The organism is Acinetobacter baretiae (genome assembly GCF_015627105.1).
In the GTDB taxonomy this organism is placed as follows: domain Bacteria; phylum Pseudomonadota; class Gammaproteobacteria; order Pseudomonadales; family Moraxellaceae; genus Acinetobacter; species Acinetobacter baretiae.
The window spans coordinates 42,632-61,054 of sequence record NZ_VTDM01000008.1 but is presented as its reverse complement, the minus strand read 5'-3'; the positions used below and the strand labels follow the sequence as shown (position 1 = coordinate 61,054).

Here is an 18,423-nt window from a genome sequence, read left to right as displayed (position 1 = left end):
AACACAACATTGACATGCCACATTCATAGAGAGAATCTTCATGAATATTTTAGTTTTAGGCAACGGTGGTCGTGAACATGCACTTGCATGGAAAATTGCACAAGATGACCAAGTCAAACAAGTCTTTGTTACACCTGGCAATGCAGGCACAGCCACTGAAAATAAATGTACTAATGTTGCACTTAATATTTTAGACAATAGCGCCATTATTGAGTTTGCTCAAAGCAATCAAATCGACCTTATTGTTGTTGGACCTGAAGCACCGCTGGTCAATGGTGTAGTAGATGCTACACGTGCGGCAGGCTTACGCATTTGGGGGCCGACCCAATATGCAGCCCAACTTGAAGGCTCAAAAGCGTTTGCAAAAGATTTTCTTAAACGCCATGACATTCCAACTGCGTTTTATGATGTATTCACTGACATTGAACCTGCAAAAGCATATATTAAACAACATGGTGCGCCAATTGTTATTAAAGCCGATGGTTTAGCTGCAGGCAAAGGTGTGATTGTTGCAATGAGCAATGATGAAGCATTTGCAGCCATCGACGATATGCTCGCTGGCAACAAGTTTGGTGATGCAGGCAGTCGAGTTGTTATTGAACAGTTTTTAGCAGGTGAAGAAGCCAGCTTTATTTGTATGATTGATGGCGACAACATTTTACCTATGGCAACATCTCAAGACCATAAGCGTATTTTTGAAGGTGATTTAGGGCCAAATACAGGTGGTATGGGTGCTTACTCACCTGCACCTGTCGTTACCGATGCAGTATTTGAGCGTGTGATGCAAGAAATCATGCGTCCAACCGTGGCTGGTATGAAAAAAGATGGGCATGTATATACTGGATTTTTATATGCAGGCCTCATGATTGATGAACAAGGACACCCTCGTGTCATTGAATTCAACTGTCGCTTTGGAGATCCTGAAACTCAACCGATCATGATGCGATTACAATCATCATTGGTCGACCTTATTCAAGCAGGTATAGATGGACAGCTCCCAGCGCAAGCACAGTGGGATCCGCGTAAAGCCATTGGTATCGTACTTGCATCTGAAGGCTATCCTGAAACTGCCCGTCAAGGTGATGTTATTTCAGGTTTAGAACAATCCCCTGAAGGAACTAAAATTTTTCATGCAGGCACAAAACTCAATGAAGATGGCTACATTATCACCTCAGGTGGTCGTGTGCTATGTGTAACTGCCCTTGGTGAAAGTGTACTTGAAGCACAAGTCAATGCAATCGAAGTTTGTGGTCAAGTCACATTTACAGGCATGCAATATCGTACTGATATTGGTTATCGTGCCATTGCACGTGAACAGCACGAATCATAAGCATATGGATGCATCCTCTCTTGGATGCATCCTTTTTTAATCTTTATTGGTAAATCTATTATTTAAATGAATAAAATTCATATAGATTGTGAGTTTTATTGTTTTGACTTAAAAAAAATAGACTTTATACTGCCCATAATCTTATCAGTTCACTGTTGTATAAAAGTGATTCTCACTCAAATATCCGCTGAAGATAGCAAAACATATCTCGTCACCGTGTAAATGTTCATTTTATGATGTCATTTAAATACACAGTGCGTGCTAAATGTTTTTGATGTGATGACGATCTTTCATATGATTAGGGTAAACAGCCCATTCAACTGAGAAACCCTAAATATAGAGAACCTATATTATCTACATAGGACAATTCAACATATGAAAAAATTACTGAGTGTTTTTTTGGGCGCAGGCCTTTTGGTTGCAGCAGGTTGCAGCAAAGCACCATCTGATCAAGCAAATACCACCGAAGATAAAAAAGTGACTTCAATTGTACTTGCATCTGATGGTTCAGATACTGATGTATGGCGTTATATTGCAACGCTTCCTGCAACTAAAGAAGCAGGAATCAAAATTGATGTGAAAAACATGACTGACTATGTTGCTATGAATAAAGCAACTGCAGCAGGTGAAATTGATGTCAATGCATTTCAAACCTACAACTACCTTGTAGCGTATAATACTGAAAATAAAGACAAGCTTGCACCTATTGCAACGACATATATTGAGCCAATGGGTATTTACTCAAGCAAATATAAAAAATTAGATGATATCAAAAATAATGCTGAAATCGCTATTCCAAATGATACATCAAACCAAGCACGTGCATTATCATTACTCAAAAGTGCAGGCTTGATCGAACTGAAAAAAGACTTCGATCCAATCCATGGTCAATTAAAAGACATTACCGCTAACCCAAAAAATTTACAATTAAAACTCATTCCTATGGCAACAGCCGTGCGCATTATGAGTGATGTAGATGGGATTGTGCTCGGTAATACGCTAGCTATGGAAGGTGGTTTAAATGTACTTAAAGATGCTTTATTCTATGAACCAGTTGATCAATCAACCAAGCTAAATATCAACTTACTCGTTACTTCAGAAGCGAAAAAAGACGATCCTACCCTACAAAAACTTGTTCCACTTTACCACAGTGAAGAAGTGAAGAAGTTTATTGCTGATCGTTTTGGTGGTACTAAAATTGATGTAAACAAACCAATTAGCTACCTCACTGAAAAGTAAACCACTGCATATTTATGCTTTTTTCTCTTTGAACAGGTAAAGTAAGACTACTTTACCTGTTTTTCATGCCGAGCATTGTTTTGACATATGATTGAATTTAAAAATATCTCTAAGCACTATATGCTTAAAGGACAACGTGTAAACGCGTTAAATCAAATTAATCTAAATATTCCAGAAGGAAGCATTTTTGGAATTATTGGCTATAGTGGTGCAGGAAAAAGTACCCTTATTCGCTTGATTAATTTACTTGAACGTCCAAATACTGGTCAAATCATTATCAATCAAAAAGACTTCACAGCTTTAGGTGCAAAAGCGTTACGCCAAGAACGTACGCATATTGGAATGATTTTTCAACATTTCAACCTTATGCAAACAAAAACAGTGAGTCAAAACATTGCTATGCCGATGCAACTTCTCGGTTATAGTGCATCTGAACGCAAAAAACGGGTTGATGAACTTCTAGAATTTATTGACCTAAAACATAAAAAAGATGCATATCCCGATGAACTCTCTGGAGGACAAAAGCAACGCGTTGGTATCGCTCGTGCATTAGTCAATCGCCCCAAAATATTATTATGCGATGAAGCAACGTCTGCATTAGATCCTCAAACCACACAATCTGTACTTGATCTACTAAAAAAAATTAATAAAGAACAAAAAATAACCATTGTGATGGTGACACATGAAATGGATGTCATTGAAAAAGTCTGTGATTATATTGCAGTCATGGAATCTGGCCAAGTCATTGAGTATGGTACAACTGTAGACATTTTTAGCCATCCACAACATCCAACCACGCAAAATTTTATACAAACCGTTTTACAACAACATTTGCCACGAAATATTCTCAGTCAACTTGAGCACCAACATCAACAAAGTATTTATAGACTTCAGTTTTTAGGACAATCAGCACAGCAACCTGTTATCGAATCAATGATTCGGCAATTTGATGTCAGTCTAAATATTTTATTTGCCAATATGACAGAAATTAATGGCACAGTCATTGGACAAATGTTCGTTCAACTCTTGGGAAAAGATGTTAGTCGTGCCATTGAACATCTTGAAAATTCAGGGGTCTTTGTACAACGTGCTGGAGTAGAAACATGAAAGAAGCATTTATTGAATGGCTAACACAGGTTACCCAGCCTGTTTGGACAAGTCTTGTGTCTGTTGAAGATTTCATGCAAGCCCTTGAACAAACCATTTATATGGTTGTAGTCGCTTTTTTCTTTGGGGCTATTTGGGGATTTTTACAAGCAATTACCTTAGTACTTACCCGAGATAAAGGTATTTTACCCAATAAAGCGATCTATCAAATTTTAAACCCTATCGTCAATGCTCTACGCTCATTGCCTTTTGTTATTCTGATGATTGCAATGATTCCAATCACAAAATTCATTACAGGGAAAACCATTGGAACTGCAGCAGCCATTGTACCGTTGGTCGTTTATATTGGACCGTATATGGGACGACTCATCGAAACATCATTACTAGAAGTCAATGAAGGTATCATTGAATCTGCTCAAGCAATGGGTGCAACACCTTTACAAATTATATTTAAATTTGTTTTGCCCGAAGCACGTAGTTCACTCATTTTAAATTTAACAACAGCAAATATCAGCCTGATTGGTGCAACAGCAATGGCAGGTGTGGTTGGTGGCGGTGGTATTGGTGATCTTGCCTATGCATACGGTTATCAACGATTTGATACATTCATTATGATTCTTACCATTATTGTACTTCTGATCTTAGTACAAATTGCCCAAACCGTTGGACATTGGTTATCTAAACTTAGATGGTAAATGCTAGACGTTATTTCCCCGACCAAACAGTCGGGGTATATTCAAAAATGATATACCACACCAATCTGTGCAACAGGTAACCACCGATCTTTTTTGACCCAAATCGATTGAGCTGTTTCCTGACTTAAAAACATACTCGGTTGCGGTATATAATGTACACCCATTTCGGCCAACCACCCCCAATGCAAACCCAACATAGGTCTCATGCCAATACCAATATAAGGAGAAATTTGATTACTCTTTATTATTCCACTGCGCTCATGATCAGGCTGATTTAACGCATAACTTTGCTGTAAGTAGGCTGCACCCACACTCAAATAGCTTGATTTTAAAAGTAATTTACTTTGCACTTGCCAAGGTTTCCATTCAACATGTAAAAAATGACTTCGACTGTTCGTAGATTGACGTTGCCATGTGCCAAATGAAGTTGATACATCCTTGTTGTACCATAACTCATGATGTGTGTATCCTAAAGTCACACCAACACTTGTGTCGGTGTCCCACATCAATGTAGCACCATAACCTAAAGAACCAACATTTAAACCAACCGCAACAGGAATATACTGCTGAACCGTTGACTCTGCCCCTAAAATCACTTTTTCATCTGCCATAGTATGCGTATTTAATAAAAAGCTACTTACAATTAAAAATATACTGTTCTTACTTATCATTGACCATAGCTCACTTTAAGCCGTTTTCCAGCACATACGTTATACACCCAATACTCTATAGTTCATCGTTATTGTTTATTATGGCTTAAGTTTTATCATATAAGTGTTTAAATTATGCAGACATCGACTTTCTTTTCGTGCTTGTAAAAAATTCAGCCCGCAAAAGTATTTTTTAGTGTAAAATTAAGCCCATTTTATAAACTAGATTTGGAATAAGTGATTATGTCTGAACTATCAACGATTATTGAACAGGCTTTTGAAAACCGCGCAAACTTTACTGCTGCCGATTGTTCAGCAGATATTCGTCAGGCTGTCGAACAAGCAATACAAGGTTTAGACAACGGTTCACTGCGTGTAGCAGAAAAAATTGAAGGTGAATGGGTTGTTCATCAGTGGTTAAAAAAAGCGGTGCTTTTATCATTTAAACTGAATGATAACAAACCTGTTGACGCTGGCGACCTTGCATTTTTTGACAAAGTTGACACGAAATTTGCAGGTTGGACAGAAGCTCAATTTAAAGAAGCAGGCGTTCGTGTTGTACCTCCTGCAGTAGCACGTCGTGGCAGTTTTCAAGCGAAAAATGTCGTGCTTATGCCATCTTACGTCAACATTGGTGCATATGTTGATGAAAATACAATGGTTGATACATGGGCCACTGTTGGTTCATGCGCACAAATTGGTAAAAACGTACATTTATCTGGTGGTGTTGGAATTGGTGGTGTACTTGAGCCATTACAAGCAAACCCAACCATCATTGAAGACAACTGCTTTATTGGCGCACGCTCAGAGATTGTTGAAGGTGTGATTGTTGAAGAAGGCGCTGTTATCTCTATGGGTGTTTATATCGGCCAATCAACTCGCATTTATGATCGTGCTACAGGTGAGATTCATTACGGTCGTGTGCCTGCTGGCTCTGTTGTTGTTCCTGGTAGTTTACCGTCTAAAGATGGAAAATATAGCCTATATGCTGCCATTATCGTGAAAAAAGTTGATGCACAAACACGTGCTAAAACGAGCTTAAACGATCTTTTACGTGAAGACTAATATTTAGTTTTTACCAAGTCTCTACGATCAAAAGGTCGTAGAGATTTTTTTCTTTTAAAATATGGTTATTATTGTGTATGAACGCGTTACGTCGCTCTAAAGCTATTCCTGTAACAGACCCCACTGCAGGGCTAAAAATTACAGAAATTTTTTACTCACTCCAAGGCGAGGCAGATGCTGCAGGATTACCGACTGTATTTATACGCTTAACAGGTTGTCCGCTTAGATGTACTTATTGTGATACGACCTACTCTTTCGATGGAGGTCAGCGACAATCCCTTGAATCTATTATAGAAACAGCAAAAAGTTACAATACCCCTTATATTTGTGTTACAGGTGGTGAACCCCTTGCACAACCAAACTGCATTACCCTACTGCATCAATTATGTGATCTAGGTTTTGAGGTATCACTAGAAACAAGTGGAGCACTTGACGTATCAAAAGTTGACTCTCGAGTGTCTAAAGTACTCGATTTAAAAACACCAACTTCTGGCGAAGACCATCGTAATATGATGAGCAATCTAGACTACCTGACCACCAAAGATCAGATTAAATTTGTGATCTGCAACCAAATTGACTATGAATGGTCAAAACAACAAGTATTATCTTACCAACTCAATAAAAAAGTAAATACCGTGTGGTTTTCACCTGCTTTTGCAGTTGAAAAAGGTCAAGCTAAGCTTCCTCAATTTGCTCGTGACTTAGCACAATGGTTATTAGATGATCAACTTCCTGTACGCTTTCAACTTCAGCTCCATAAGCTACTATGGCAAGATGAAACAGGGCGTTAAAGTCACTCATGAATAAAAAATGACATAGAAAAGTGCTCTGTAAAGCACTCAAGTCTTTGTTACATTTATGCAAAACGAATATGATCTACTCGATACGCAACATAGTGTAGACTAGTAAGTAAATGGCACTTCACAGTTCATACTGTCATCAGGTACCGTTATTGTATTTTTAGTGTTGTAGCCTCATAACGGTACGATAAGACTGACATAACAAGGTATATTTATGAAATTTTTACAATCAAAATTAGTTTTATCTGCACTTGTTGCATCAATGGGTTTTGTTGCAACAGCAACACATGCAGCACAAGATCCATCTAAAAGTAGCAATGTTCGTGGCACATTGATTAGTAACTGTAAAGAAAGTGCAACTAAAGCAGGTAAATTAAGCTCTAGCGAAGCCGACAAATTCTGTACTTGCCAAGTAGATGCTGAAGGTAAAATTACAAAAGCACAAGAATGGCAAATTATCAGCACAGTCAACCAAAAGAAAAGCCCAAGTTCTTTACCGTTTATTCAGCAACAAAATGCTGCCGTACAAACCTGTTTTGGCCCTCAATTGACCTCTAAACTCAAAGCACTGACTGAAGAAGCCATGAAACAACAAGCTGCTCAACCACAAGCTGCTCAATAATACGTTCTATGCTTTAAAACTAGCCACATTCGTGGCTAGTTTTCTGTTAAGAGTACTACATTTATGTCAGACGAAAATATGATTCTACCCCAACAAACGTTTCATACCGCTACGGGTGAAATTGATTTAACCACGATTTCTTCACCATGGTTAATTCTTTATTTTTATCCAAAAGATTCAACATCAGGCTGTACCACTCAAGCGGTTGGTTTTTCTTGTATTCTTGACCAATTCAAACAACTAGATGCACAAGTGATTGGCGTCTCTAGAGATTCTGTAAAAACACATCAAAACTTTATTGCTAAACAGGGTTTAACTATCGATCTTATTAGTGATAAAGAAGAAGTATTATGTAAATACTTCGATGTGATTAAAGAAAAAAATATGTATGGCAAAAAAGTGTTCGGGATTGAACGCTCAACTTTCATTTTCCATCATGGTAAATTGGTACAGAGCTACCGTAAGGTCAAAGCAGCAGGTCATGCAGAACAGATTCTTGAAGATCTCAAGAAATTACAACAAACGAGTATATAAAGCAGTACGAGAGCTTATTTAGCAATAAGCTCTCCATCTACAAAAATATTCACTTGGTCTGTTAATGAACCAAATTTTGACTTCATTGCAAAATTATGGCTCTGAATTTGCGTATTTGCTTTAAATATAAAACGATTGTTTTGCGTGGTTGGAATAATTTGCGTATCGAAAACCACTGGTTTTGTTTTTCCTTTAATCGTTAAATGACCTAGAACATGATAGTTGTGCTCCCCAATATTTTGAATCTCTGTACTTTCAAAGATAATATCTTTATATTGTTGTACATTGAATACATCAGGGCCTAAAACCATATCATGTAATGCATCATTACTTAATTTCAAACTATCTACTTTCATCACAAAAGACATGTGACTCTGCGATAATCGTGTAGCATCAAAATCTATATGCGAATCTACCTGTTCAAACTCTGCTTGTAGTACTTTTATCGCAAATTTTTTAATATAAAAACCAACACTACCATTTTTCGCCAATTGGTAACTTTGTGCTTGAGCATAATTTGTAGTTATAGCACATAACGTCATTAAACATAACAGCGACTTATACATTTGAACTACCTTTTAAGTGAAGACATATTACTGATTTTCATCAGTCCATATTTGTTTTAAATGCTGATAATCTAATGTTTTTATAAAATGATCTAAAAAAGTCATCGTTGCTAAAGGTAAACGTTCTTTTAAAATTCTACCATCATAATATGAGTTTCGAATATCTGTTGCAGATAGAAAATTTTCTAAATTGTCCAATTCTAACAATTGCCATTCTGAAAAAAGCGCCAAATAATATGATGAGTTGTCCTTAAAATGTCCAATGAGGCCTATTTTTTTTGAGGGTTCTACCTGCGCATATACTTTATCTTTAACTTGCTGAACCCATTTTTGATCATTATGAACATCAATTAAGTGAATGAAAGTTATTCGTTTTTGCTGTATTAAAGGTAAACTCTTTAAAATCATTTGCTCTCGTTCGTGTGCAAAAAAAGGATTTTTTACGGATCGTTCTTCTTGTACAGAACCTAAAGCAATAATCACCTGTGCACTCTGTTGTAGTGCAATTTCTATAGTTTTTAAATGTGCATTATGAAAAGGCTGAAAGCGACCAATAAAAACTAAAGCATCAAACTCGTACATAGTATGCCATTTGAGTTAAATTAAAGACGCTATAGCATAACACTTTATGATCGAAGGAAAATTGTATCATCATCATAAAAAAAGCTGGCCTATACTAAGCCAGCTTTTTTATACAGATATTTGGTATTAATTAACCAAAACGACCTGTAATATACGCTTCTGTTAACTCATGATCTGGTTGAGTAAATACTTTTTCAGTCGAGTTGACTTCAATAAGATCACCTAAGTGAAAGTACGCTGTACGGTGAGATACACGAGCTGCCTGTTGCATTGAATGCGTTACAATCGCAATTGTGTACTGATCAGAGAGTTCAGAAATTAGCTCTTCTACCTTTGCAGTTGCAATTGGATCGAGCGCAGAACAAGGCTCATCCATTAAAATCACCTCTGGGCTCACAGCAATGGTACGTGCAATACATAAACGTTGTTGTTGACCACCAGATAAACCTGTACCTGGTTGATTAAGACGTTCTTTAACTTCTTCCCATAGACCTGCTTTACGTAAGCTGTTTTCAACAATTTCTTCTAAGTCATATTTATTACGTGCTAAGCCATGCAATTTTGGGCCATAAGCCACGTTATCAAAAATTGACTTTGGAAATGGATTTGGTTTTTGGAAGACCATACCCACTTGCGCACGAAGCAATACTACATCCAAACTTGGATCATATATATCTTGTTGATCTAAGAGAACTTTGCCTGTAACACGACACGTATCGATCGTATCGTTCATACGGTTTAATGTACGTAAGAATGTAGATTTACCACAACCTGATGGTCCAATAAATGCAATGACTTCATTTTGATACACATCAATATCAATGCCCTTAATTGCTTCTGCTTCACCATAGTAAACATGAACATCTTGAGCACTAATTTTCACTTCTTTCGTTTGATCTGCTGACTTCTCAGAAGCTTTCGCTTGATCAAAACTACCAATACTGATTTTAGGCTGATCTTGATTTGTCTCTGACTGTAATTGCACCTGACTTTCCTTCTCTTGTGTGCGAGTTGGCTCTAACGTATTGTTGATTGTCATATTAAAATTTCCCAATTACCAGCGTACTTCAAATTTCTTTCGTAACCAAATTGCTAAACTATTTAGTCCGATCATCATTGCAAGCAATACGATAATTGCTGCAGCCGTACGCCCTTCAAAGAAGTTACGTAATTCATTACCTTGCCACAAGAATACTTGTACAGGTAATGCAGTCGATTGATCTAACGGTGTTGTTGGAACACTGGCCACAAATGCACTCATACCAATCAACAATAATGGGGCTGTTTCACCTAGAGCTTGTGCCACACCAATAATAGCACCTGTTAAAATACCAGGTAAAGCAAGTGGCAAAACGTGATGAAACACAGTTTGTACATTCGAAGCACCCAAACCTTGTGCTGCTTGACGAATCGATGGTGGTACAGCTTTTAATGATGCTCTTGTGGTAATAATTACCGTAGGCAATGTCATCAAGCTTAATACCAAACCACCAACTAAAGGTGCAGACAATGGTAAATGCATCCAACCAATAAAAATAGAGGCCCCTAACAAACCAAATACAATAGATGGTACTGCCGCTAAATTATTGATGTTTACTTCAATAATATCTGTAATTAAGTTTTTCTTTGCAAACTCTTCAAGATAAATAGCACTTGCCACACCAATTGGAATAGAAATAAAGATAACAATCAGCATCATAAATAAAGAACCCATAAATGCGCCTGCTAGACCACTACTTGCAGGAGAACTTCTAGAATCTGTATTTGTGAAAATTTGAAAATTAAAACTGTTTTCTAAAATTCCCTGTGCTTTCATTTGATCTGCCAACTGGCGAATCTCAGGGCTCAGCTGTTGCTGTTCAGCAGGTAAACTACGATCAATTTTGCCTGACAACCACACATCTACGTTAGCATCTGCTAAAAATTTTAAATCAATTGTTTTACCCACTAAACTTGGATCTGCAAACACCATATCACGTAAACGATACGTTTCTGAGCTGGTATAAATACTTGATAGATCACTTTCTTTACCTGCCAACGATTTATCCTTGGCCACTAAAGCATGTGTGATCAACGCATCCCAATCCACCATGCTCATTTTGGTTTGCCAATCTACATAACGTTCTTGATAAACAGCAGGCGTTTCACCTGATTTCTTCACAGGTGGGGCGCCCGCATCAACCACTTTAGGGTCAAAATATACAGGAACACTCATACTCGTTTGCCAAAATGCAGGCAACCCTTTATACAAAATACTTCCAAATAAAAGTGCGACAAACAAAAGGCCTGCGATTACTGACAATAAACCTAAAAGTTTAAAACGCTTTTCTTTACTATGACGCTTAGATAAAGAGTCTATAATAATTTGCTTTCTTTCTTGCTTTTTACTCATCGATGATTGGCCAACCAATGCGGCATCTGCAGAACTATTATTCATACTCATTCGTATTGCTCACGGTATTTACGCACAATGTACAGTGCAATAATATTTAGACCCAAAGTAATCACAAACAACGTTAATCCTAGTGCAAACGCAACTAATGCTTGTGGGCTTGCGAAATCAGTATCACCAGTTAATTGGTTCACAATCGTAACCGTTACAGTAGATACCGCTTCGAGTGGGTTAATTTGTAATAGCGGACTATTACCTGCGGCTAATACCACAATCATCGTTTCACCAATCGCACGCGATGCAGCCAATAAAAATGCACCGACAATACCTGGCAAAGCTGCTGGTAGAACAACCTGACGAATTGTCTCCGATTTGGTTGAGCCTAAACCTAATGAACCATCTCTAAGCGCACGAGGAACTTGAGTAATAATATCATCTGACAATGATGATACAAATGGGATAATCATAATCCCCATGACAAACCCTGCCGTCAATGCGCTGGTTGCATTAATATGTATTCCAACCATATCCCCCATGGCTTTAAAGAATGGTCCAACAACCATCAAAGCAAATACACCATATACAATGGTCGGAATACCTGCCAAAATTTCAATCACTGGCTTTGTCCAAGCACGCAAACGAGGCGATGCATATTCAGCCAAATAAATAGCAATAAATAACCCAATAGGAATAGCAACTAATAATGCAATGGCACTTACAAGCAAAGTACCCCAAAGTAAAGGGAGTAAACCATAACTACCATCTGAGGTGCCACTTGTAGTAAATCCTGGGTCCCACTGTGTACCAAAGAAAAACTGCATAGGGCTGACAAAATGGAAAAATCTGAGCGCTTCGCTAAACATTGACATGACGATACCAATGGTCGTCAAAATCGCAACGCCTGAGCATAAAGCCAACACAATACGTGTAAATTTTTCGACATGATTTCTGGCACGATATTTTTGTGTTACTTTTTTATGTGCAAAAACCAATCCTGCCAAAGCAATACAAACAACAACTGCAAATTGTGCATAATCACCAATTTTCATGGCACGAGAGTAATGTTCTGCCGCCATCAATTCATAAGGTTGTGCTTGATCTGTTACACCGAAACCAGAAGCAATCGCTTGAACTCTATCAAGCAAAACCGATTTGCTTGAAGCATCTAAATGTAAAAATACATCTGCTGGCACTTGAGAAAAAACAATTTGGCGCAGTAGCATTGGTTCAACAAAGTTCCAAATACCAAAAATAAGGATTGCTGGAACACCACACCATAATGCAACAAGTGCACCGTAGTAACCCGGTCTTGAATGTAATGTTGCTGAATTATTGCCCTGACCTGCAATATGACGGCTTTTTTTCAGTCCAAACTGATAGCCAATCGCAACAACAGCAAGTAACACACCTAAAAGAAGCAGATTCATATCATCTCCGCTATGTATTATATAAAAACCAAAAAAGGTGGGGACGAGTCACCCCATCCTCACCTTCAAACATATTGTGTTACTTTACATATTTACCAGCTTTAAAGTCAGCAAGTATTTGTGCACGTTCAGCATCAGACATAGAAATCAAACCAGCTTTATCTAGTTTAGATCCTTTACCTGAAATTTTCTTGCTTAAGAAAAATTCAACATATTGAGGTAAGCCTTTAATCACTTTTGTATGCTCACCTTTTACATAGAAGAATAAAGGACGTGATACAGGGTAACTGCCATTAAGTACTGTATGCTCACTTGGCTCTACACCATTTACAGTCGCAACACGTAAACGATCTTTGTTTTGATCATAGAAGCCTAAACCAAAAACACCTACAGCATTTGGTGATGTTTTTAAGCGAGCCAATGTTTCTGTGTAGTCCCCAGAAATTTCAACAACACGGCCATCTTTACGGAAAGTAGAACATGCTTTTGCACGATCATCTTTAGGTAGATTTTTATAATATTCGTAAGTTTCACAACCCGCTTCAACCATTTTTTCTTGGAACACTTCACGTGTACCATGGTTAGATGCCGGAATTACAAGAGTAATTGGCTCATTTGGTAAAGAGGCATCAATTTGATTCCAATGGGTATACGGGTTCGCAACCAGTTTACCATTTGACGGCAATTGCGCTGCAAGTGCAGTGAAGACATGATATGGTTTTAATTTAAATGCAGGCTTTGAAGAGTTTGATGCAAAGACAATACCATCATAACCGATTTTAATTTCTTGAACTTGACGAACACCTGCTTTACGACAGCTTTCAAGTTCAGCTTCTTTGATTTTACGTGAAGCGTTTGCAATATCTGTCGTGTTATCACCTACACCTTGACAAAATTGCTTCAAGCCACCAGATGTACCGCCTGAACCGACAACAGGTGTTTTAAATTGAGGAAAAGTATTACCGAATTCTTCAGCCACAATACTTGCATACGGAAGTACAGTTGAAGAACCAGAAATTTGGATGGTGTCACGTGCAGCGTTTACATTTGCAGCAAAAGCTACACCTGAAATTGCTAGCGCAAGTGTTGCATATTTTTTACTTAACTTCATTGTCATCTCTCAATGCCTCAAACTTACATTACTTATCGTGAAGTGATGTGATACCGTGCTTAATTCATTACATTCTGATTTATTTTTATGACAATTAAGTTACAACTTGATGACGATTTAATTATGTTTTATGACAATAAAAAGGCTACCGAAGTAGCCATTTTAAAATTATGAAATAGGTGGTGTATATGTACCATCTACAATAGAGGCTTTAATTCGATCAGATTCAGTCAAAATTTGATCGAGTAAAGACTTAACATGATCTAATGTTGCTACAGGGCTAAGGAGAGTCATTTTAAGTGATTGTACCTCACCTACTTTTGTGACTCCAACGTTCGCCTCACCTCGAGCAAATAATTCATCTGCAATATTTTGATTTAAACTATCTAAATATTGTGAAGGATAGCCCTCTGGTACGACTCTAAACAACACTGAAGCAAATTGAGGCTCTAAAAGTAGCTCAAGCTGTGTGGTGTCACGAATATACGTTGCCACTTCACTTGATAATTTAATTCCATGGTCAATCATTGAACCATATAGCTCTTCACCTAGTGCTTCAATGGTCATCCACAATTTTAATGCATCAAAACGTCTTGTGGTTTGCAAAGATTTTGACACTAAATTCGGTACACCATGCTCTTCATCGTATGCCGAGTTCAAATATTCAGCTTCATAATGCATAAAACGATAGTTCGCTTCATCTTTAAGCAAAAATGCACCACAACTGATGGTTTGGAAATAATGCTTGTGAAAATCCAACGTCACCGAATCAGCCGTTTCTAGGCCATCTAACCAATGACGATAGTCATTTGATAGAATCAGTGCTCCGCCCCATGCAGCATCGACATGCATCCATGTACCGTACTTTTCAGTAATTGTACGAATTTCTTTCAGCGGATCTATTGCACCTGCATCTGTTGTGCCTGCAGTTGCAACTACACATGCCACAATCTTACCTTCAGCATGTAGCGCAGACATTGTTTGCTCAAGAGCAACAGGGTCCATTTGGGCACGATCATTCACAGGTACTGTTACGACAGATTGAAAACCCATGCCCATGAGTGCCATGTTTTTTTGCACTGAAAAATGTGCATTTTCAGAGCAAATCACTTTGACGTTTTTCATGGCTTCGTTTGGAATACCATCACGCTGTACTGAATGACCTTGCCAATGTGTTGCAATACATTTATCACGTGCTAGCAGTACACCCATGAGATTTGATTGCGTCCCACCCGATGTAAATACGCCTGCTTGACCGGCACCGTAACCCACTTTTTGACGTAACCAATCAATGAGTTGCACTTCCATTAATGAACCAGCAGGACTTTGATCCCACGAATCCATCGATTGATTGGTTGCATTAATGAGTACTTCTGCAATTTGGCTCACAACCATCGTTGGACAATGCAAATGAGCAAGTGAATGCGGGTGATGTACTTTAAGGCTCTTATTTAAGAAAAGCTCGATCATTCGCTGTAGTGCAGCAGATACACCTAAGCCTTCTTTATTGGCATTAAAAGCAATATCTGAACGAAGTGCTTTTATACTACCACCTGTATACATTTTGTCATTTTGTAACCATGCACTGACTGCTTTCACAGCTTGCTCCATTGCTGACTCATAGTCAGCAATGGATTGTGCATCATTACATAACAACGCTTGGCGATGTTGCGTAATCTCTGTCATGACTTAAGTACCTCGTACCGTAGTCAAGGCATCTGCAACCGATTTTTCGAAACGTTTCAATAATTCTTCTGTTTCACTTTGCGTAATAATCAATGGGCAAAGTAAACGAATCACTGTACCGTGACGACCGCCTTTTTCTAATAACAATTGGTTATTAAAACATGCTGTTTGTATTGCAGTCGTTAGCGTTGAATCAGCAGGATAAGAACCCATGTGGTCTGCAGCTTGACGTTCATCAACGATTTCAATACCTAGCATTAGTCCACGACCGCGAACATTACCAATACATGGGTATTTTGCAGCAATTTTTTTCAATTCGGCTTGAATAAATGCACCACGCTCATATGCATTTTGTGCAAGATTTTGTTCTTTAATGACATTTAAAGATGCAAGTCCTGTACCCATAGCCAACTGGTTTCCACGGAATGTTCCTGTGTGTGCACCAGGCTGCCATGCATCAAACTTACGTTTAATACCCAATACGGCAAGTGGTAAGCTACCACCAACGGCTTTAGACATCACAATAATATCGGGTTCAATACCTGCATGCTCAAATGCAAACATTTTGCCCGAACGAGAAAATCCAGCTTGTACCTCATCTAAAATAAGGACAATATCGTGTTTTTCTGTGACTTCACGGATTTTTTTCAGCCATTTGGTTGGAGCAACAACTACACCACCCTCACCTTGAATTGCTTCTAAAATCACAGCAGCAGGCTTAGTTACACCACTTTCAACATCTTCAATAAATTGTTCAAAGTAATATGTTAAGGCATCTACACCAGCTTCTCCACCCACACCAATCGGACAACGATATTCGTGTGGGTATGGCAAGAATTGTACACCTGGCATCAGGTTATTGACTGCGTTTTTTGCACCCAAATTACCTGTTACAGAGAGCGAACCATGCGTCATACCATGGTAACCACCAGAAAAACTAATAATCGAGCTACGCCCAGTATATGTTTTTGCAAGTTTCATTGCAGCTTCTGTTGCATCTGCACCAGATGGGCCACAAAACTGTAAACAGTATGCGTCTTTACCGCCTGGCAATTCTGCCAATAAAGTTTCAGTGAACTTATCTTTTAACGGTGTTGTTAAATCAAGTGTGTGTAATGGAATACCACTGGTCAACGTATCTTGAATACTTTGAATAACAGCAGGGTGGTTATGACCTAGAGCAAGTGTTCCCGCTCCAGCTAAACAATCAAGGTACTCTCTACCTTCAACATCAGTAACCCAACAACCTTGTGCTTTCGCTATCGCTAACGGCAATTTACGTGGATAACTACGCACATTTGATTCCATCTGACTTTGGCGAGTCAGGTAATATTCATTTGTGGAATGGTTGGCAGAATTTACAGAATTAACGCTCATATCGGATTACCATCTCTGATAAGGGTTGAAAGAAATAAGTCTGATGACGTAAGGTCTTTTGACTCGGTGCTTTAGGAGTTTCTAGCTAGCTGTATGATTTACAATAAATAACTAGGAGGGCGATGATACGCTTTTTTATATAAAAATAAAGACCCAAGGTCATTTTATTTTTATTTTTTACGACAGCGTACTCCTACATCACTTCATGTAGTGTAGTCTTGATTAAATCAAAAAACAAAAACAAAGCTTACATTGAGGTGACAACAACATGACGTATTGATGAAACCCCTCTTAACATCTTCACACATACACTTATAAGACATTGTTATACATAATTTTATTTAAATATCCACATTATAAAAACACTATATTTTTTTACAAAGTCTCTACAAAAAGTCAGAGGTTATCCTCAGGGGTTTTTGCATACACTAAACAAGACATTATAGGATCAAATATATGTACAAAATCACATTAGCCACGTTATCACTCATGTTGGCCGCACCTGCCTTTTCTGCAGAAAATACAACCATTAACTACAATATGGTAAATCTACAAGCCGAAGCATCCAAAGAGGTTAACAATGACCAAATGACGGCGGTAATGTATATTGAAAAAAGTCATGCTCAAACCAATGTACTAACCAACCAAATCAATCAAGCCATGAATCAAGCCACCGCTATAGGACAAAAATATCCTGAAATCAAAATGGAAACAGGACAACAAAGTACGTATCCAATCTATGATAATGACAGTCAAAAACTAAAAGAATGGCGCAGTCGCGCAGAAGTTCGTCTAAAAAGTACCGACTTCAAAGCAATGAGCCAAATCATTAATCAATTACAAAATACGTTTCAAACAGAATCTATTCAATTTAATGTTTCTGACCAACAAAGACAGCTCGTAGAAAATGAGTTAATGACTACTGCTAGCCAAAATTTCCAAAAACGTGCTCAACTTATCTCTCAAACATGGCAAAAGAGTAAATATCGTCTCGTCAATTTAGATTTACGAGGTAATGAACAATCATTTATACAACCTCGCATGTTAATGGCATCGAGTAAAATGATGTCTGCAAGCGCACCTGTACAAAATTTTAACGCAGGCGACAGTAAAGTGACTGTCACTGCAAGTGGTACAATTCAACTAGATTAACAAAATATGACAGATTAAAAACATGACACATTTTGGTCATAAAAATCATTTGAGTTGTCATATAACAGACATAAAAAAACTAGAGGTG

General features: G+C 38.0%; 18 protein-coding genes. 9 read left to right on the top strand and 9 right to left on the bottom strand.

From position 1 onward, the window contains the following. The first annotated feature begins 40 nt into the window (after positions 1-40). From purD to I2F17_RS03735, 4 genes are all read left to right on the top strand, one after another. Positions 41-1,330, top strand: a complete 1,290-nt coding sequence (gene purD / locus I2F17_RS03750; protein ID WP_211139118.1) for a phosphoribosylamine--glycine ligase — start codon at positions 41-43, stop codon at positions 1,328-1,330. 375 nt (positions 1,331-1,705) lie between these two features. Continuing rightward, positions 1,706-2,569 carry a MetQ/NlpA family ABC transporter substrate-binding protein gene (locus tag I2F17_RS03745; protein ID WP_196422650.1) on the top strand — a complete coding sequence of 288 codons (864 nt, stop codon included), beginning with the start codon at positions 1,706-1,708 and terminating at the stop codon, positions 2,567-2,569. An 87-nt stretch (positions 2,570-2,656) separates the two neighbouring features. Then, positions 2,657-3,676, top strand: a complete 1,020-nt coding sequence (locus I2F17_RS03740) for a methionine ABC transporter ATP-binding protein (RefSeq protein WP_211139117.1) — start codon at positions 2,657-2,659, stop codon at positions 3,674-3,676. After that, positions 3,673-4,371: a methionine ABC transporter permease gene (locus I2F17_RS03735; protein ID WP_196422648.1), complete on the top strand. Its 699-nt coding sequence runs from the start codon at positions 3,673-3,675 to the stop codon at positions 4,369-4,371. The genes I2F17_RS03740 and I2F17_RS03735 overlap by 4 nt, the downstream gene beginning before the upstream one ends. 41 nt (positions 4,372-4,412) lie before the next feature. Here the strand turns inward: I2F17_RS03735 and I2F17_RS03730 are convergent, their stop codons facing one another. Further along, positions 4,413-5,042: a hypothetical protein gene (locus I2F17_RS03730; protein WP_211139116.1), complete on the bottom strand. Its 630-nt coding sequence runs from the start codon at positions 5,040-5,042 to the stop codon at positions 4,413-4,415. 222 nt (positions 5,043-5,264) lie between these two features. Here I2F17_RS03730 and dapD point away from each other — a divergent pair, with 222 nt between their 5' ends. The 4 genes from dapD to I2F17_RS03710 all read left to right on the top strand — a co-directional run bounded on the left by dapD (position 5,265) and on the right by I2F17_RS03710 (position 8,042). Then, positions 5,265-6,086, top strand: coding sequence for a 2,3,4,5-tetrahydropyridine-2,6-dicarboxylate N-succinyltransferase (gene dapD, locus I2F17_RS03725; RefSeq protein WP_196422646.1), 822 nt, complete (start codon positions 5,265-5,267; stop codon positions 6,084-6,086). 77 nt (positions 6,087-6,163) lie between these two features. Continuing rightward, complete coding sequence (gene queE, locus I2F17_RS03720; protein WP_196422645.1) at positions 6,164-6,877, top strand: 7-carboxy-7-deazaguanine synthase QueE; 714 nt, start codon at positions 6,164-6,166, stop codon at positions 6,875-6,877. A gap of 223 nt (positions 6,878-7,100) precedes the next feature. Beyond that, positions 7,101-7,508: a hypothetical protein gene (locus I2F17_RS03715; protein WP_211139115.1), complete on the top strand. Its 408-nt coding sequence runs from the start codon at positions 7,101-7,103 to the stop codon at positions 7,506-7,508. 63 nt (positions 7,509-7,571) lie between these two features. Next, positions 7,572-8,042: a peroxiredoxin gene (locus I2F17_RS03710; RefSeq protein WP_196422643.1), complete on the top strand. Its 471-nt coding sequence runs from the start codon at positions 7,572-7,574 to the stop codon at positions 8,040-8,042. Positions 8,043-8,056: 14 nt separating this feature from the next. On the opposite strand, the gene I2F17_RS03705 is transcribed toward I2F17_RS03710, so the two are convergent. The 8 genes from I2F17_RS03705 to I2F17_RS03670 all read right to left on the bottom strand — a co-directional run bounded on the left by I2F17_RS03705 (position 8,057) and on the right by I2F17_RS03670 (position 17,183). Next, a complete protein-coding gene (locus I2F17_RS03705) occupies positions 8,057-8,608 on the bottom strand; it encodes a YceI family protein (RefSeq protein WP_211139114.1) in 552 nt (183 codons plus the stop codon). A 27-nt stretch (positions 8,609-8,635) separates the two neighbouring features. Beyond that, positions 8,636-9,190 carry a nicotinate-nicotinamide nucleotide adenylyltransferase gene (locus I2F17_RS03700; RefSeq protein WP_211139113.1) on the bottom strand — a complete coding sequence of 185 codons (555 nt, stop codon included), beginning with the start codon at positions 9,188-9,190 and terminating at the stop codon, positions 8,636-8,638. A 130-nt stretch (positions 9,191-9,320) separates the two neighbouring features. Further along, positions 9,321-10,223: a phosphate ABC transporter ATP-binding protein PstB gene (gene pstB / locus I2F17_RS03695; protein WP_196422718.1), complete on the bottom strand. Its 903-nt coding sequence runs from the start codon at positions 10,221-10,223 to the stop codon at positions 9,321-9,323. A gap of 21 nt (positions 10,224-10,244) precedes the next feature. Beyond that, a complete protein-coding gene (gene pstA, locus I2F17_RS03690; RefSeq protein ID WP_407926543.1) occupies positions 10,245-11,582 on the bottom strand; it encodes a phosphate ABC transporter permease PstA in 1,338 nt (445 codons plus the stop codon). A gap of 47 nt (positions 11,583-11,629) precedes the next feature. After that, entirely contained in the window at positions 11,630-13,009 is a 1,380-nt protein-coding gene (pstC, locus tag I2F17_RS03685; protein ID WP_196422639.1) for a phosphate ABC transporter permease subunit PstC, read from the bottom strand. A 79-nt stretch (positions 13,010-13,088) separates the two neighbouring features. Next, positions 13,089-14,120: a substrate-binding domain-containing protein gene (locus tag I2F17_RS03680; RefSeq protein ID WP_196422717.1), complete on the bottom strand. Its 1,032-nt coding sequence runs from the start codon at positions 14,118-14,120 to the stop codon at positions 13,089-13,091. A 168-nt stretch (positions 14,121-14,288) separates the two neighbouring features. Continuing rightward, entirely contained in the window at positions 14,289-15,806 is a 1,518-nt protein-coding gene (locus tag I2F17_RS03675) for a pyridoxal phosphate-dependent decarboxylase family protein (protein WP_211139112.1), read from the bottom strand. A 3-nt stretch (positions 15,807-15,809) separates the two neighbouring features. Continuing rightward, a complete protein-coding gene (locus tag I2F17_RS03670; RefSeq protein WP_196422637.1) occupies positions 15,810-17,183 on the bottom strand; it encodes a diaminobutyrate--2-oxoglutarate transaminase in 1,374 nt (457 codons plus the stop codon). Between the two features lie 456 nt (positions 17,184-17,639). Here I2F17_RS03670 and I2F17_RS03665 point away from each other — a divergent pair, with 456 nt between their 5' ends. Beyond that, positions 17,640-18,335 carry an SIMPL domain-containing protein gene (locus I2F17_RS03665; protein WP_211139111.1) on the top strand — a complete coding sequence of 232 codons (696 nt, stop codon included), beginning with the start codon at positions 17,640-17,642 and terminating at the stop codon, positions 18,333-18,335. The last annotated feature ends 88 nt before the right edge of the window (positions 18,336-18,423 follow it).

Bases quoted from the DNA above. Each gene is read 5' to 3' on its own strand.
- purD (WP_211139118.1), top strand. From the start codon at position 41: ATGAATATTTTAGTTTTAGGCAACGGTGGTCGTGAACATGCACTTGCA.
- I2F17_RS03745 (WP_196422650.1), top strand. From the start codon at position 1,706: ATGAAAAAATTACTGAGTGTTTTTTTGGGCGCAGGCCTTTTGGTTGCA.
- I2F17_RS03740 (WP_211139117.1), top strand. From the start codon at position 2,657: ATGATTGAATTTAAAAATATCTCTAAGCACTATATGCTTAAAGGACAA.
- I2F17_RS03735 (WP_196422648.1), top strand. From the start codon at position 3,673: ATGAAAGAAGCATTTATTGAATGGCTAACACAGGTTACCCAGCCTGTT.
- I2F17_RS03730 (WP_211139116.1), bottom strand. From the start codon at position 5,042: ATGATAAGTAAGAACAGTATATTTTTAATTGTAAGTAGCTTTTTATTA.
- dapD (WP_196422646.1), top strand. From the start codon at position 5,265: ATGTCTGAACTATCAACGATTATTGAACAGGCTTTTGAAAACCGCGCA.
- queE (WP_196422645.1), top strand. From the start codon at position 6,164: ATGAACGCGTTACGTCGCTCTAAAGCTATTCCTGTAACAGACCCCACT.
- I2F17_RS03715 (WP_211139115.1), top strand. From the start codon at position 7,101: ATGAAATTTTTACAATCAAAATTAGTTTTATCTGCACTTGTTGCATCA.
- I2F17_RS03710 (WP_196422643.1), top strand. From the start codon at position 7,572: ATGTCAGACGAAAATATGATTCTACCCCAACAAACGTTTCATACCGCT.
- I2F17_RS03705 (WP_211139114.1), bottom strand. From the start codon at position 8,608: ATGTATAAGTCGCTGTTATGTTTAATGACGTTATGTGCTATAACTACA.
- I2F17_RS03700 (WP_211139113.1), bottom strand. From the start codon at position 9,190: ATGTACGAGTTTGATGCTTTAGTTTTTATTGGTCGCTTTCAGCCTTTT.
- pstA (WP_407926543.1), bottom strand. From the start codon at position 11,582: ATGAGTAAAAAGCAAGAAAGAAAGCAAATTATTATAGACTCTTTATCT.
- pstC (WP_196422639.1), bottom strand. From the start codon at position 13,009: ATGAATCTGCTTCTTTTAGGTGTGTTACTTGCTGTTGTTGCGATTGGC.
- I2F17_RS03680 (WP_196422717.1), bottom strand. From the start codon at position 14,120: ATGAAGTTAAGTAAAAAATATGCAACACTTGCGCTAGCAATTTCAGGT.
- I2F17_RS03675 (WP_211139112.1), bottom strand. From the start codon at position 15,806: ATGACAGAGATTACGCAACATCGCCAAGCGTTGTTATGTAATGATGCA.
- I2F17_RS03670 (WP_196422637.1), bottom strand. From the start codon at position 17,183: ATGAGCGTTAATTCTGTAAATTCTGCCAACCATTCCACAAATGAATAT.
- I2F17_RS03665 (WP_211139111.1), top strand. From the start codon at position 17,640: ATGTACAAAATCACATTAGCCACGTTATCACTCATGTTGGCCGCACCT.